This is a genomic window from Oceanobacillus phoenicis (assembly GCF_047238145.1).
Classification (GTDB): Bacteria; Bacillota; Bacilli; order Bacillales; family Amphibacillaceae; genus Oceanobacillus.
The window spans coordinates 245313-261728 of the sequence record NZ_JBDFME010000001.1 but is presented as its reverse complement, the minus strand read 5'-3'; the positions used below and the strand labels follow the sequence as shown (position 1 = coordinate 261728).

Genomic DNA, 16416 nt, shown 5'->3' with positions numbered 1-16416 from the left:
ATAAAAAAGAAGAAGTGAACATCATGTATAGGACAATGAGCATTACATTTATAGTTGGATTAATTGGAGCTTTTGTATTCTCAGTTATAGGTTTACCTATGCCGTGGTTATTAGGACCACTATTTTTTGTTTTAATTACTCAATTAAAGGCTCCGATTTCATTAACATGGCATCCTTTCTTTAGAAATATAGGATTAGTTATAGCCGGTTATGTTATAGGATACGCATTTACATTGGAAGCATTACAACAAATGGTACATTTTTTTCCGTTAATGATTGCTATTAATGTACTATTTTTTCTATTATTTTTAGTAATTAGTTTTGTATTATCCCGATTATCTAAAATGGATTTAGGGACTGCAATGACTTGTTGTGTTCCAGGAGGATTACAACAAGTTATAGTATTTGCTGAAGAACAGAAGGAGATGGATGTAACACTTGTGACGTTTTACCATGTATTACGCGTGCTTGTTATCGTTTCAATGGTTCCATTTATCGTTTCCATTCAAGGACCAAATCTTCCTGTTGATACTATACAAGACGGACAATATAGTCTTATACTATTGGGGTTAATGATATTAGCATATTTTGTCGGTATGCTTTTTAAAATGATTAAGGTGCCTACAGCTTATTTATTGGGTCCAGTATTTTTTTTAATGATATGTAATTTACTTGGATGGCAGGTACCAGTAATGCCAGATTCGGCTTTACATATAGCTCAACTGTTTATCGGTATTTATATCGGTTTATTACTAAAACGAGATAGCATTAAAAAAATGAGCAAGCAATGGGTGTATGCTTTGCTGTCATGTGTGATATTAGTTAGTTCTGCACTCGGTATTAGTTGGTTTGTAAAGCAAGCATATTTTGATTTTTCTACAAGTTTTTTAAGCGTTGTTCCCGGTGGTCTAGATCAAATGGGGATTATTGCTGCATCTGTGCAAGCAGATGTCACGATTGTAACTGCATTTCAATTATTCCGGATATTATTTTTATCAGCGCTTGTGATTCCTTTTGTGCAATATGTGGTGCGGAAAAAAGATAGGGAGTAGGACATGATAGACAAGGAGGGATTTATATGATTAATATTGGTTTAACTGGTTGGGGAGATCATGAAACACTATACACAGCCGATACGAAACCACAAGACAAATTGCAAGATTACAGCAGTCATTTTCCAGTAGTGGAATTGGATGCTTCCTTCTATGCAGTTCAGCCAATTCGCAATATTGAAAAATGGATAAAAGAAACACCAGAGAAGTTTCAGTTCGTAGTAAAGGCATATCAAGGGATGACTGGTCATCAGCGTGGAGAAAGTTCATTTGAAACTAAGCAAGCTATGTTTGAAGCGTTTAAAGAATCAATTATTCCTCTTCAAAAAACAGGTAAATTAGCTACAGTACTATTCCAATTTCCACCTTGGTTTGATTGTAAAAAAGAACATGTGCAATATATTCGATACTGTAAAAAACAGATGGGGGATATTCCGGTTGCCTTGGAGTTTAGACATCAATCCTGGTATAGTAATTCTTTCCGAGAACAAACGATTTCTTTCATGAAGGCTGGGGGATGGATGCATTCCATTGCAGATGAACCTCAGGCTGGTAAAGGTTCTGTACCTTTTGTTCCTGTATCTACACACCCTGATACAACAATTATTCGATTGCATGGACGTAATTTTCATGGATGGACGAGATCTGGAAATGAGAACTGGAGAGAAGTTCGTTATCTTTATGACTATAACAAAGAAGAATTATTAACACTTGCGAATGAAATCTCCCAATTAAATCAGTCCAATCACGATGTTATTGTGCTTTTTAATAATAATTCCGGGGGACACGCTGCAAATAATGCAAAACAATTGCAAGAGATACTCGGGATAGATTATCAAGGTTTGGCACCTAAACAATTAGATTTATTTTAAACATATAAAAAAGAGTCCTGTATTACTAAAAGAACTCTCTTTAAGATATATTTTGATTTCTCCCAAAAAATTTTTGGTATATTTTCTGTGCGTATCGTTTAAATGTTTTTGATTTATCTAGATTTCTTTCTTTGGTAAATGATTGAAAGGCGGCTCGTTTATCAGCGTCGTTTTTATCTATTTTATTTTCAGTTGCAATTTGTAACAAATCACGTTCCGATAGCTGAGAAGCGTTTTTTTCCTGTTCCTCATTGAGATAGCCAGCTCTTTTTAAAATCCGCAAAGGCTGTTTCATTGATTCGGGAATGCCCGCAAACTCATCACGTAGATCTAATTTTCCCCCTTTTCCAGGGAGATTTTCAAATTCACCATTTTCGATCGATTCTTTAATTTTATCTTCAACGAAATGATACATGGTTTCCCTCCTCTACTTTCTTCATAGTATGAAGAAATAGAAGAGGTCATTCAACTATAAATTATTGTCAATATGTTGAATGATTTGTTTGACAGCATACTCACCGTTTTTTTGCCAATAGGATTTATCATCAATTTCACCATCAGAATCTACAGGTTTTTGAAATTGACTAAGGCCAGTGGCAGTTGCTAAATCAGATCCTTCTTTTTCTAATCCAGTATTTACGACATGTTTAATAAGAAATGGTGTGTCAAATTCAAGTAGTGCATGATCACTATCTAATTCACCACTAATGACATGAAAAGGGAGGCGTAAATAAATTGTCTCTGCCTCTTCGCGAGATAGTATTCCATCGAAATATCCTTCATCATATTGCCATGATCCTGCCAAACTAAATCCTAATTCTTTTAATCCTCCCTGTAATTTACCAAAATACGCTTGTTTTCCTTCAATTCCTGTTTCTAGTTGAAGCATACTTAACTCACCTCGTTCATCCATTTTAGTTCTATTGTTGCCACTTCTAATGGAAACATACGGATATCTAGGCATAGAAAAAGTGAAGGCAGTAAAATTTGCCTCCACTTTACGATTTCTATTTGAAAATAGTTAATAACGATATTCAATTCTATTTTAGGTGCTTAGGTCATGCCCTTGTTGGTACCAACATTGAGTGGGTGGAGAATAACATCTGCACTATATGAAGTTTTGCTTTATGCTTCTTCATTTTTCTTTAGTGATGTCTTCCTTCTTTTAATATAAGCATCCTCTTTTAAGGCTTTATATAAGGAAATCACCATTAATATAACCACAAAGGAGAATGGTAATGCCGCAACAATAACGGTGTTTTGCAGGGAGCTAAGGCCTCCTACATATAAAAGAATAAGCGCCACTGCTGATATAGATAACCCAAGTGCAACTTTAACAGAATTTGGGGGTGAAAGTGATCCTCCGGTTGATTGCATCCCTAATACAAATGTTGCTGAATCTGCTGAAGTGATAAAGAAAATAACCAATAAAAATATGGCAAGTAGAGAGATGATCGTTGATAAAGGTAGGTAGTCAAACATATTAAATAGAACGAGTTCTGTTGGGAATTGAGTTAAATCAATAATTCCTTGTTGCTGCATATCTCCTGCAGTCGTACCAAAAACAGTAAACCATGCAGAAATTACTAGAACTGGTACAATAATTACACCAAAGATGAATTGACGAATAGTTCTACCTCTAGATATACGCGCAACGAAAATACCTACGAATGGTGCCCAAGATATCCACCATGCCCAGTAAAATATGGTCCATATATCCAACCATGCTCGATTATCTGATGCTAGAGGAGCGGATCGAAAGCTCATCTGAATGAAATTCTGAAAATACAGGCCGATTGATTCCGAGAACATATTAAAAATTAATAAGGTAGGTCCAACGGCTAATACGAAGATAAAAAGTATTAAAGCTAGTAAAAGATTAATATTGGATAATGTCTTAATTCCTTTGTTTAACCCACTCCAAGCAGAAATAATAAATAATACTGTAACAATTAATATGATAATTGCCTGTACCCCGATGTTTACTGGAAGATCAAATAAATGGGATAACCCAGCATTAATCTGGATTGCACCTAATCCAAGTGACGTAGCCACACCAACAACAGTTGCGAAGATTGCTAAAGCATCAATTGCTTTACCGAACCCCCCATTCATTCGTTCTCCAAATAAAGGTTTTAATGTAACGGAGATAAGTCCAGGTTCATCTTTTCTAAACTGAAAGTACGCGATAGCAAGAGCAACGAGCCCATACATGGACCAACCATGTATACCCCAATGAAAGAATGAATGCGATAAAGCTTCTTTGAATGCTTGTGCAGTCCCTGGTTCTGATAGTGGTGCATCAATCATATAGTGAGCAAGTGGTTCGGATGCTCCATAAAAGACTAAACCAATACCAATCCCAGCAGCAAATAACATCGCCACCCAAGAAATATTAGAAAAATCAGGACGATCGCTGTCTTTTCCTAGGCGAATATTACCGTAAGGACTAACAGCAATAAATAGTGCTACAGCAACCAAGACAGACATTAGTAATAAATAATACCAACCAAAGGTAGATGAGACCCATGCTTGAACGGTTTGTGAAATTTCTTCAAACTGCACTGGAAAAATGGCGCCAAGTGCTACCATAATACCAACTAAAATTACTGCGAAGTAAAAAACATTCGTGACTTTTTTCATGTGTTCCCCTTTCGTATTGAAAAGCATTTATTAATAGATATATAAAACTACCCTTTTTTGAATATTTTTAAACTTTCTTTTTAAATGTTGAATTGGGTACGAGTAGTATGAAACGAATATAATTTGTTATACATAAAACACGAACAAGAAAATCTTATGCTATAGTGGAAGAATCAATATATAAAGGAAGAATCAGATGAAAGATTATCGGTTTGATAAATATTTACATATACGTACTCAACCTCAAAAGCACTTAGATTATCCAGATGAAATACAATATAACCCGTATGAACCAACTCCCTATGGCGCATTAGAAGAGTTAAGTCGTGTATATACTCCTACAAACGGTTATCTTGTTGATTATGGATGTGGAAAAGGAAGGGTGAGCTTTTATTTTCATCACTATTCAAAGATGGGGGTAAAAGGAGTGGAAATGGATGAAAATATAATTCAAATGGCGATGGATAACCATAATTGTTATCGTGATTATCATGGTAGTGGTGAGGTAGAATTTATTTGTTGCCTTGCGGAAGAATATTTTGTCTCAAAAGATGACTGCAACTTTTACTTTTTTAATCCGTTTACTATTCATATATTTCGAAAAGTTATACAGAACATACTAACTTCTATTGAAACACACCCAAGAAATGTAGATATAATCATGTATTATCCACATCAAGAATATATTTATTTTCTGGAAAACTCTACACCATTTGAATGTGTTCAAGAAGTTCCTTACTCGATCCTATATGAAAATAATCCGGATGAACGATTTCTAATTTATCGTTTTTCCAGCATGTAACGTAGATTTATCTCCCACATCAAGACGATGAGGATATGTGGGGGATAAACTTCCTGTACTGATTCGGTTCTGTTCAATGAACTTAAATGGATTGAGTTTGTTCTTCGCTAACAGGTGGTTCTTTTATTTGTTGGATATCTTTATCAAAAAATACATATACTCCTGTACAGAAAATCCAAGCTCCTGAAAGAAGGAATACGATGTTCACATGGAATGTGTCTGCCAACCAACCACCGAGAAGAGAACAAATTGGAATTAAAAATCCTGAAATAGCTCCTATAATTCCAAAGACACGACCACGCACTTCATCATCGACCATTGTAATTAAATAGGTATTGAATTTAATGTTTAAGGCTACAATTACAAAAGTGAATGAAAAATATAGGAGGATTCCAATAACAGGGATACTGGTTAGAGTAAGAAGCATTAATGTAATCCCAGCAATTAAAAATGAGTGAGAAAAAATTTGAGCGACAGATAATTTCGCGGTTAGTTTTGTAATCATTAATCCAACAATAATACTTGCGATGGAGGCAGCTGCAGAAAAGAATCCGAACATGATTGCACCGCCATTATATTGAACCTGAACGAGTACAACGAATAAGGGAAGTACCATTGTGCTCACATTTACAACCATAGCCAGGATAATTAGTTTAAAAACTTCCGTCTTCATGCGCAAATACTTATATCCATGGATTAACTCCTGAAGAAGAGATGTTTTAGTATTTGACGTTATTTCTTCACTAGAGGCTGCTATCGCTACCTCACCTATGTTAGCTGCTTTTGCTTTACTAGTAATCTCAATTAAAAACATAAGAATTAGACTAGCAATTAAATAAATAAGTGAATGAGATAACATGACACCCACAAATCCAATAAGAGCGATTGCAAATCCGCTAATCGAGGTACCGATCAACGTTGCAACTTGCCCTGAAGAACTAATGAAACCATTCACTTTTAATAGATTTTTTTGAGCAACAATTCTTGGTAGCAAGCGGTTCTTGGCTGGAGCAACGATAAACATTCCTACATCATGTAATATAAGCCCAAAATAAACAACGATTAAAAAATAATCAAAAAAGAACTGAAAACTAATCGCCATAAAAATTCCAACAGTCATCATGACAAGAAATCCGATTTGCATAAAACGCTTTGGTTCAAAGCGATCTGCAAAAGTTCCTAGTAAGGGTCCAATCAATATTTGCGTAGCAAAAGTTAATGCTGTAATAATGGAAGCTAATAATGCCGATTGTGATACTTCATAAACATACCAAAAAATTGCAATATCATATATACTATCTGCTAATTGAGTTAAAAATTGATTGGAAACAATGATTTTCATGTTTCGATTTTTCATTATAAACCCCTCCGCTACCTAATCTGATTTTAGTTTAATAGGAAAAATGGTTTTTCTTAACAGTAACTGGATGGATTTTATCTAAGTCTAAAGACTGATATTGTAAATAACTGCAACGTGCTATTTTTAATATAAACAGAATTAGAATCGAAAGGATGAGAACTATGGAAAAACAACAAGTACACCCATTCTTCATGTTTCAAGGAGAAGCTGAAGAGGCTGTTAACTTATACCAATCTGTATTCTCTGATGTCGATATTCCTTTTATCGAAAGATATGGTCCAGAAGTGGAAGGTATGGAAGGGAAGATATTACGAGCAGTAATTGTAATTAAAGGGCAGGAAATAATGTGTAGTGATAGTTCCATTCAACATGATTTTTCTTTTACTCCTTCGATATCTCTTTTTATTACATGTCAAGATGAACAAGAATTGCATGATGTTTTTACGAAGTTTTCTCAAGAGGGACAAATTCGTATGCCCATTGACAACTATGGTTTTAGTAAGCAATTTGGCTGGGTGGAAGATAAATTTGGTGTGAACTGGCAGTTAAATATTGAATAATAATCTTGGGAGTTCTTGTTGTACAGCGTTTGAATAAACGTGGTTTATCTATAATTTCAATAACCCCCATAGATAGATCAAATTTGTTTCTATCTAAAGGGGTTTTTAATCGATCTCTCCATTACTTTTCTTCAACTAAGTTAATTGGAATTCTTTAGCGAGTAATTCAATTGCTGTTTTTCTATTCTCGATACCTGGAATGTTAGGAATTATTATGACTTCATCGCAATTATATTTAGCAATCAGCTTTTGTAATTCTTCCTTTACGTAATGGGAGTCACCAATAATAGCTCTTTTACGGATGTTATTTATTTTCTGCTTTTCAAAAGGGCTAAACTGTTTTCTTGATGCAGTGACTACATTTGGAAAATATGGAGGATTCTTAGCAGTCTCTAAGGATGCCATCCATAAATCAAAGGATTTAGCGAGCTGTTCAGCTTCATCTGTCGTTTTTCCGACAACGACAAAAACTGCAATTGCAACGTAAGGTTTGTCTTGAAATAAGGATGGCTTAAATTGTTTGCGATACGTATTAATGATTTCAATTCCTACATCAAAAGGTTTAATAAAATGCGCGTATGTGTAAGACGTACCAAATTCAGCGGCAATTTTTGTACTTGAACCTCCCGCACCTAGCATCCACATTTCAGGGTGTGTAGCTGTCACTGGTGTAGCGATTAGTTTTTGGAAACGATGACTAGATTTGGTATCGTCACTCAAATATTTTTGGATATCTCTTACTTGTTGCTCATACGTTAATCGCTCCTCTTTCTCCTCATTTAAAGCATGGTTAACTAATCTTCCTCCCGTGCTATTTCCAATACCCAAATCAATTCGGTTAGGGTGAATGGCTTCTAACGTACGAAAAATCTCAGAAACTTTGAAGGGGCTATAATGCGGAAGCATAATTCCACCAGAACCGATCCGTATTTTTTTCGTTTGTCCTGCTAGATGCATCATTAATAACTCGGGTGAACTGCTGGCAATCGAAAGTGCGTGATGTTGTTCCGGTACCCAAAAGCGATGATATCCCAAATCATCTGCAAGTTTTGCCAATTCTGTAGTGTCATGAATTGCATCTCTAGCTGTTTTTCCTTCATCAATTAATAAATAATCTAAGATGTTTAGACGTGTCATCACTTTCTGCCCTCCGTTTGTTCTTTATTCATTATTATTTGCTTATACAATCTATTTTAAACGATTGATGTGAAAGAGTAGAGTTGTAGCACATAATTTTAATTATTAAATTTTTTGTATCTTAATGCTAATGATGTAAAAATTAATGCCGTTGAAGTATATTGATGGTTAATATAGAATGATAGTGAAATAACAATTAGGGAAAGAGGGTTGAAAATGGATGTAAGATTTCCAATTGGCAAATTACAAGTTCCCGAAAAAGTAACATTTAAAAATATTCAAGAATGGCTAAAGCAAATCGAAACATACACGAATCGATTAAGGCAAACGGTAAACTCATTAAGTGATGAGGAATTAAGTAAAACTTATCGTGAAGGTAGCTGGACCATTCGTCAACTTGTTCATCACATCGCTGATTCTCAGTTGAACATGTATCAACGCTTGAAGTTGGCTTTAACAGATGAGAGTCCAACAGTACCTGCTTTTGATCAAGAAAAGTGGGCTATTCAACCGGATGTAAAGCTTCCTGTAGAAAGTTCTATTAAAATGTTGGAAGGTATAAATGAACGAATCGTATCTTTGGGGTATAGTTTAACTGAAGAGCAATTAGATGAATCTTTTGTTCATCAGGTAAATGGTGAAATATCAGTTGCCACAAAGGTTGCAAAATTAGCTTGGCATGAAGAACATCATTTAGCCCATATAAAAATTGCATTATCTAAACCATAATCTTTCAAGGAATTGGTTTAGAAATTTGATAAGGATATGATTTGGGTAAAAGTATCAGTATCGAATATATATAAATAACCGTTAGTAGAAAAAAGTATAATATATAAATCTTAGATAAACATAAACCTCCTAATCATAGGTATGATTAGGAGGTTTATGTTTAACAGAATTTTTTTACCCCATGAATATAATGAATGCAGACATAGTCTGTATGATACTGAAATAATTGCTAGTGCTAATGCATTAATTCCTGATCTAATTTCATTGAGTTTTGGTCATAAAATTATAGAATTCTACTCTATGTTCAGCTATCCCTTTTTATTGCGCAAGTTTCGTAGAGACCAGTATTTGTTTGGATTTAAAACGGAAATAGAGCAATCCCAGTGTTGCTGTTATACAAGTGAGCGAACCCATTATGATAAACGTTAAACGTATAGTGAAAAGTTCACTTATAAATCCTCCAATTAATATTCCAATAGGTAACATGATTCGAATAATTAACATTCGTATCGATAGTAATTGAGTGCGCTGATTATCAGAAATACTTTGCTGGAACATGGTTAGATGCCAAATTGTAAATATACTCATTGCAATTCCTGCTAAGACTTCAGAGCTAATGGCAATCCAAACATGATTTGTGAACCCATTAATAATATAAGTACAGCCGCCAATAATTAAACATAATAACATCCAACGTGGTTTATTGTTTACGTTTAAATATTTGATACATAATGATCCAATTACATATCCAAGAGGAAATCCTGCCATGAAGAACCCATAGATAGACATACTACTCTCATGGACAACGGTTATATAAGGCAAGTTCAAAACGATGGATGCACCCACTCCTAATTGCACAATGGCAAGAAATCCAGCCAGTATTAATAACAACTTATGTTGAAAAAAGTTATTCCATCCATTCTTTAGTTCGTCTTTCCAGGCTTGTTTTTGTATCTGTATTTGTTTTTTCTCGTTAACCCCAAATAAAATAGCTCCGGAGATGGAAAATAAACCAATAATGACGATTAAAGTTGTTTCTATACTTAGAATATCCATGATTAATCCTGCAATAAGCGGTGCGATGAGCATCATCGTTCTTGTTAGACTATCGAGATAAGCATTACCTTCAATTAGTTGAGGACTGCTCACTACTTGTGGTAATAGTGACTGAGAAGCAGGGACATATAGTGGTGTTAGTAATCCAACAAAAAATTGAATGATATAAATACTCCATACAGACGGAGTATCAAACAGTAGCATAACCAATGGTATGGTGAATAGAAAAGCTCTGCACCAAAGGACAGTGATCATTATGGTCTTCTTTCTCCAATGGTCCAGGTAAGGACCGATAAAGAATTGTATCAGTATGGACGGTACGTAATATAGTAACCACATACTGCCTAATGCCAATTCTGAACCAGTTAGCATATATACATATACAGAATTACAAAATGTACCTAGAGCACCACCTAATTCTGATATTCCACTACCAAACCATAAAGAGCGAAAAGAAGCGTTTTGCCATATCGTTTGGTTATTCTTCATGTAGATAATCCTCTAATTTCCTCCAATTTTTATGTAATGTATCTTGATTAAGATGATACTTTGATTGGTTTGTTTCAAGTATTCGTGCTGATCGCATAAGCTTTAAGTGATGGTGAATGGTTGTTTTCCCTACATTTGTTTTTGAAGCAAGTTCAGATAAGCTGTAATCTTTTTCGGATAAGAGTTTTATCAACCGCAATCGTGTCTCGTCGCCTAACATTTTAAACACTTGGAGCATTCGATAATCTGGAACTAAGGTATCTTCAGGGTGAATACTTTCATTTGTTACCGGATAATAAAATACTTGATAAGAAGGTAATTCTAAATAGATAACCCAAGGACGATAGGTGATTTGTGGAATAAGTACAATATTGGTCTCAGCATCTTCTAAACGGAATTTCTGATCATCTAGTACCAGCTGGATGAATGATAGAGAATCCATTTGTTGCTGCGCAAGCCTTTTTGATTTTATATCTCTGGCCAATACAGCTTCTGTACTGTCTTGAACGGGATAAACAACTTCCTCTAACCATAACTGCAAAACATTGATGAGGTGATGTTTTAATTGACTAATATCACAACTTACAATAAACGTAATATAGCCCGGTAAGAAATTTGATGTAGCTTCTTCAAATAAGTTAACACTTTCTATCTCTCCCTGAGCAGCCTTTTTCCGATTTCCCTCGTAATTATTTCCAATATAAGGAATGACATTATATCTTAAATCTATATCTGATGTTTCTAGTAGTCTATCTTTAAATTCATCGATGTGCTGAATATTCCAAGTGTGAATTAATAATAATAGAGATTTCCATGTGTTATGTGTTTCAAGATAGTTTAATTCATGAAGAAGTGCGGACGAAAAAGCTTTACGAAGTTTCTTAAACTCCGTTTCTTTTTCTAGAGTAGATAATAAAGGTTTGTTTGTAATTGCGGCTATGCCTAGTACAGCTTCATGAATAATGGAATGGTCCATAGTTACATGAATGTGATTTTCCTTTGTTGAGCTCCAATTTAATATATCCATATCCTCACCTTTTTTCTTTTTTTATAAGTATACTAATATAACACTAATTATTCAATTTATTTTGAACAAATCGTTCAAATATTATTGAATATAGAATGTGCAATAGGAATGCAGGTCCTGAATCTTGATATGTATGACCCAGCTAAAGGGATGATATTCCACATTTAACCAAAACTAAAAAAGCCCGGAAACAGTTGTCTCCGAACTCTTTATAGGTATTAACCTTCATTTAGTTGCTGATTACGTTTTTTCTTAAATAGTTTTGATAGAATTTCATAAACAATTGGAACAATGATTAACGTTAATAATGTGGAACTTGTAAGTCCACCAATAACCGTTATGGCCAAACCTTTGGAAATGATTCCGCCACCAGCAGAACCAATAGCTAAAGGTATTAACGCACCAATAGTAGCAATTGCTGTCATTAAAATTGGACGTAATCTAGTTGCTCCTGCTTCTAATATCGCTTCACGCATATTTAATCCATCACGTTCCATATGAATGATCCGGTCCACTAATACAATTGCATTGGTTACAACGATACCAATTAACATTAACAGACCCATCATAACCGATACAGAAATTGTTTCATCCATAAGCAATAATCCAACAAGTGATCCGATAATCGTAAATGGTAAGGAGAATAAAATAGCAAATGGTGCTACCCCTTCACCAAATGTAACTACCAGGATGAAGTAGACGATGGCAATTGCCGCTAACATAGCAACACCTAGCTGTGTAAATGTGTCATTCATATCTGCTGCTACACCAGCAACGCCTACTGTTACACTTCGTGGTAAGTCGAGATTATCGATAGCTTTATCTGTTTCTGAAGTTACTTTGGTTATATCATCTTCTAAAATAGTTCCAGAGACAGTTGCATAATATTCTCCTTCACTTCGTTGTAACGTGTTTAACGTTGTACCTTCTTCTACGTTTACAAGTTCTGATAGTGGCATCGTGTCACCGAGTGCTGTTGGAATTTCTGTTTCCAACATTTCATCTATCGATTTTGGTTGTGTATCGTCATCTTGTTTTACAGTAACATCTAATGTATTACCGTCTTTTTCTACAGTAGTTAATACATCATTTGTATTTGAAGGATTTAGCATCATTACGATTTGGCCAGTGGTGAGACCGTATTGAATTAAATCATCTTGTTCTACTTCAAACGTATACTCGACATATGCATCTTCTGTAGTTGAAGTAACATCTTCTAGTCCTTCATTTTCATTCATTTCATTCTCGACAGATTCTACAGCTTCGTTTAGGTCATCTAAATTTTCGCTGTAGAACGTATAGCTAACTTCGTTTGTCGCCATTCCCATGGAGGAGAAGTCTTGGCTTTTCCATTCACCGGATTGATCGATATTGAATACATAGTCTTCAATTTCTTCTTTCACCTCAGAGAAGTTTTCCATATCTGGGTCGAAGATTAAGTACATTAATCCTCCGTTTCCTCCGCCGCCCATCATAGCCGCCATTTCATCGCCGCTTTCAGTAACAGACAATTGAAGGATATCAATATCATCTCGTTTTAATAATTCTTCCTCTACTTCCGCAATGTTGTCTAGTGTATCGTCCATTAATTCACCAGTCTCTGGCGTGTATGTTAAGTAAACTACTTTTTCTTCTTCACTACCCATAAAACTAAAACCGATTAATGGAGTTAATGCTAAACTTCCAACTAATAATACAATTGCTATCAATGAAGTAATGATTTTATGATTTAATGTCCATCTTAGTATTCCTTTATACCAGTTTGCTAATTTACCTGCTTCTTTATGTTGGCTTTCTGTTTTTGCACCATATAGTTTTTTCTTGAATAAGAAATGAGATAGTGCAGGTACAATCGTAATAGCTACTATGAGTGATGCAACCAACGCAAAGGTCATTGTTAAGGCGAATGGCATAAATAATTCACCGACCATACCACCTACAAAAATAAGTGGAGCAAATACAGCTACTGTTACTAATGTGGAAGATAAGATTGGTTTAAACATTTCGATGGTTGCTTCTCGAATTAATGCTCTTCCTGATAGTTTCTCATCTTTTAAATGTAGCCGCCTGTATATGTTTTCTACGACAACGATAGAGTCGTCAATTACACGTCCAATCGCAACTGTAATTGCTCCAAGTGTCATTATATTTAAGGAAATATCTAACCAGTTTAATAGTAATAATGCCATAAATATCGATACTGGAATAGAAATAATCGAAATAATGGTTGATTTAAAATCTCTCAAGAATAATAGAATAATTAATACTGCGATTAAACCACCAAATAAAGCTTTTTCTACCATGGTAAATACAGAGTCTTCAATCGGTGTCGCTTGATCTAGTGAAATATCAACTAGGAGACCTTCGATAGCTTCTTTTTCATCTTCAACTAAATCTTTTACGTTATTAACAACTTCAACTGTATTGGCTTCTTGCCCTTTAACAATTTGAATTGCAATCGCTTCTTCTCCGTTTGTTCTTGATACGGATTCTACTTTTCCTACTAAATCAATGGTTGCTAGTTCATTTAATTCTACAAAAGGTCGTGGATCTGTTTCAGAAGGTGTCACTGGGATAAGCATTTCATTTAATTCATCCATCGTCATGAATTTCCCGTCAACAGCTACTGCTTGTTCGCCTTCTTCAAATTCTTGCAGACCTAACGAAACTGCTAAATTACTAGCTTCAATCATCTCTGCAACATCTTCTTCTGTTAACTCATATTGTGCAAGTTTCTCTTCATTATAGGATAATTCCACTTCTTCTATGTGTTGACCAGATATTGTCGCTGATGCCACACCATCAATTTTTTTAATTTTAGGAAGCAGACTTTCTTCAACGGTTGATGTTAGTTCAACGATATCTTCCGTTTCACTACTTACACTTAAAGCTGCTACTGGCATCATATTCATGCTTATTGCAGAAATAGTTGGTTCTTCTGCATCTTCTGGTAATTGTACATTTGTATCAATGGCCGATTGTAATTCTCGGCGTTTTTCATCCATATCTACACCGTAGTCGTATTCTACTTGAATACTAGCGAAATTAGGATTTGATGTAGAATAAACGGCGTTTACATCCGCCAGATTTTCAATGGTCTCTTCCAGAGGCATCGACACTTCATCCATAATTTTTTCTGGTGTTGCACCCGGATATACATCAGTTATCATAAGATATGGAATAGATATATCAGGAATGGTCTCCATTTTCATTCGTGTACTCGAATAAATACCTGATATAATAATGATAATAGTAAGTAACCATACTGCTAATTTATTTTTTAGTACAAAATTGACTAACCCTTTCATTTTACACCTACCCTTATTGACATTTTTGACTCACATAAATAGACTAATGACTAATCAGTCATATGTCAATGAGATTTAATGGGAGCGATATGTATGAAAAAACAATTGATTATGGATAAGTCTTTAGAACTATTTGCAGAACAAGGGTTTGAGGCTACTACAGTTCAACAAATAACAAATTATTGTCAAATTTCTAAAGGGGCTTTTTATTTATATTTCACATCAAAAGACGAGTTAATATATGAATTAATTGATCAGTTTATGCAGAAATTTATATCAGATATTGACCATATAGTCATAAATGCATTAGAGAAGGATCATCTTTTATTCATATTTTATAGCACTATTTTTGATTCTTTTCAGAAACACTCTGACTTTGCTAAAATTTTGCTAACAGAACAGACAAATCTATTTAACAAGGAATTGATTCTAAAGTTACGCTATTTTGATAAGCAACTAGGAAACATTATTTTGTCTATCGTACAGAGGGTTTATGGGGCCGACATTAATTCTTCCAAGTATGACTTAGTATATTGTATAAAAGGGTTTATAGATATTCATTCTCGCTTATTGCTATTCAAAAAAAATGATGTTGACTTAGAGTTACTATCAAAATCGTTAGTAGAGAAAACAGACCTATTAGCAAAAAATATATCGATTCCTTTTATTACCGAGGATGTTATGCACATTGTTGAAGATCCAGTCGAAGTGAACGTAACAAAAGAGCAAGTAATATCAGAAGCAAGTGAGAAACAAAAGGAACTTAAAGAGGGAACCATTGAAGAAGAGTCGGTATCATTACTATTACAACATTTACAAGAACCATTTTTAAGTAATGCTATTGTAAATGGTTTAATTGAAAATATAAAAAATCATCAACAATGCAGTTGGTTTGTATATTTATTACGAAAGTATTTGTGTAAAGATGCTAATGAAAAAGGGGGGGCGTGATAAACAGAATCTCCTATAAATGGTATGATATAGCACAGATTGATTTTTCTAAAAATAGGTGGTTGATAGAATGATAATGGACATATTAATATTGATCCTCTCCTATGTATTCATCAGTATTATCGTTGGGTTGTTTTACGTGGTGGTGCTTCTTTCAGTATTCTTCCTTATGAAAAAAGTATTCCGTATGAATGAATCAAAATGGACATCTCTTTTCAAAATGCATAAGGGCTTAGGGTTGTATTATGCTTTAATTATCCCTTGGTTAATAACGATACTGATTATGTTTCCAATCATAGTTACGTGGTTTGAATTTATTGGGGTTGAAAATAATATGCTTGCTTCTGTGTCTATTATACTAATATTACTCGTATCAACTGCATGGAAGTTTTATAAAGGTCGAGAAGATCTTGCTAAAATTAGTAGATAG

At 34.5% G+C, this 16416-nt stretch carries 15 protein-coding genes; 7 read left to right on the top strand and 8 right to left on the bottom strand.

Translation table 11 applies throughout. The annotated features are described in order from the left end of the window. Positions 1 to 23: 23 nt before the first annotated feature. Complete coding sequence (locus ABC346_RS01365; RefSeq protein WP_413233188.1) at positions 24 to 1052, top strand: AbrB family transcriptional regulator; 1029 nt, start codon at positions 24 to 26, stop codon at positions 1050 to 1052. Positions 1053 to 1078: 26 nt separating this feature from the next. Next, on the top strand, positions 1079 to 1924 hold the full coding sequence (locus ABC346_RS01360; protein ID WP_413233187.1) for a DUF72 domain-containing protein: 846 nt from the start codon (positions 1079 to 1081) through the stop codon (positions 1922 to 1924). Positions 1925 to 1964: 40 nt separating this feature from the next. Here ABC346_RS01360 and ABC346_RS01355 read toward each other — a convergent pair whose 3' ends face one another. The 3 genes from ABC346_RS01355 to ABC346_RS01345 all read right to left on the bottom strand — a co-directional run bounded on the left by ABC346_RS01355 (position 1965) and on the right by ABC346_RS01345 (position 4567). Then, positions 1965 to 2339, bottom strand: a complete 375-nt coding sequence (locus ABC346_RS01355) for a DnaJ family domain-containing protein (protein ID WP_413233186.1) — start codon at positions 2337 to 2339, stop codon at positions 1965 to 1967. Positions 2340 to 2393: 54 nt separating this feature from the next. Continuing rightward, entirely contained in the window at positions 2394 to 2813 is a 420-nt protein-coding gene (locus ABC346_RS01350) for a YugN family protein (RefSeq protein WP_413233185.1), read from the bottom strand. A gap of 236 nt (positions 2814 to 3049) precedes the next feature. Then, entirely contained in the window at positions 3050 to 4567 is a 1518-nt protein-coding gene (locus tag ABC346_RS01345; RefSeq protein WP_413233184.1) for a BCCT family transporter, read from the bottom strand. A 196-nt stretch (positions 4568 to 4763) separates the two neighbouring features. On the opposite strand from ABC346_RS01345, the gene ABC346_RS01340 reads away from it, so the two are divergent. Then, a complete protein-coding gene (locus ABC346_RS01340; RefSeq protein ID WP_413233183.1) occupies positions 4764 to 5369 on the top strand; it encodes a class I SAM-dependent methyltransferase in 606 nt (201 codons plus the stop codon). 82 nt (positions 5370 to 5451) lie between these two features. Here ABC346_RS01340 and ABC346_RS01335 read toward each other — a convergent pair whose 3' ends face one another. Next, complete coding sequence (locus ABC346_RS01335) at positions 5452 to 6726, bottom strand: MFS transporter (RefSeq protein WP_413233182.1); 1275 nt, start codon at positions 6724 to 6726, stop codon at positions 5452 to 5454. Positions 6727 to 6890: 164 nt separating this feature from the next. On the opposite strand from ABC346_RS01335, the gene ABC346_RS01330 reads away from it, so the two are divergent. Continuing rightward, a complete protein-coding gene (locus ABC346_RS01330; protein ID WP_413233181.1) occupies positions 6891 to 7289 on the top strand; it encodes a VOC family protein in 399 nt (132 codons plus the stop codon). A gap of 135 nt (positions 7290 to 7424) precedes the next feature. Here the strand turns inward: ABC346_RS01330 and ABC346_RS01325 are convergent, their stop codons facing one another. Further along, a complete protein-coding gene (locus ABC346_RS01325) occupies positions 7425 to 8426 on the bottom strand; it encodes an LLM class flavin-dependent oxidoreductase (protein WP_413236493.1) in 1002 nt (333 codons plus the stop codon). Positions 8427 to 8642: 216 nt separating this feature from the next. Here ABC346_RS01325 and ABC346_RS01320 point away from each other — a divergent pair, with 216 nt between their 5' ends. Beyond that, complete coding sequence (locus ABC346_RS01320) at positions 8643 to 9155, top strand: YfiT family bacillithiol transferase (RefSeq protein WP_413233180.1); 513 nt, start codon at positions 8643 to 8645, stop codon at positions 9153 to 9155. Between the two features lie 318 nt (positions 9156 to 9473). On the opposite strand, the gene ABC346_RS01315 is transcribed toward ABC346_RS01320, so the two are convergent. The 3 genes from ABC346_RS01315 to ABC346_RS01305 all read right to left on the bottom strand — a co-directional run bounded on the left by ABC346_RS01315 (position 9474) and on the right by ABC346_RS01305 (position 15035). Continuing rightward, entirely contained in the window at positions 9474 to 10700 is a 1227-nt protein-coding gene (locus ABC346_RS01315) for an MFS transporter (RefSeq protein ID WP_413233179.1), read from the bottom strand. Further along, on the bottom strand, positions 10690 to 11727 hold the full coding sequence (locus ABC346_RS01310; protein ID WP_413233178.1) for an ArsR/SmtB family transcription factor: 1038 nt from the start codon (positions 11725 to 11727) through the stop codon (positions 10690 to 10692). The genes ABC346_RS01315 and ABC346_RS01310 overlap by 11 nt, the downstream gene beginning before the upstream one ends. 218 nt (positions 11728 to 11945) lie before the next feature. After that, positions 11946 to 15035, bottom strand: coding sequence for an efflux RND transporter permease subunit (locus tag ABC346_RS01305; protein ID WP_413233177.1), 3090 nt, complete (start codon positions 15033 to 15035; stop codon positions 11946 to 11948). Positions 15036 to 15128: 93 nt separating this feature from the next. Here ABC346_RS01305 and ABC346_RS01300 point away from each other — a divergent pair, with 93 nt between their 5' ends. Next, entirely contained in the window at positions 15129 to 15986 is an 858-nt protein-coding gene (locus ABC346_RS01300; protein WP_413233176.1) for a TetR/AcrR family transcriptional regulator, read from the top strand. A 70-nt stretch (positions 15987 to 16056) separates the two neighbouring features. Then, positions 16057 to 16416: a hypothetical protein gene (locus ABC346_RS01295; RefSeq protein WP_413233175.1), complete on the top strand. Its 360-nt coding sequence runs from the start codon at positions 16057 to 16059 to the stop codon at positions 16414 to 16416.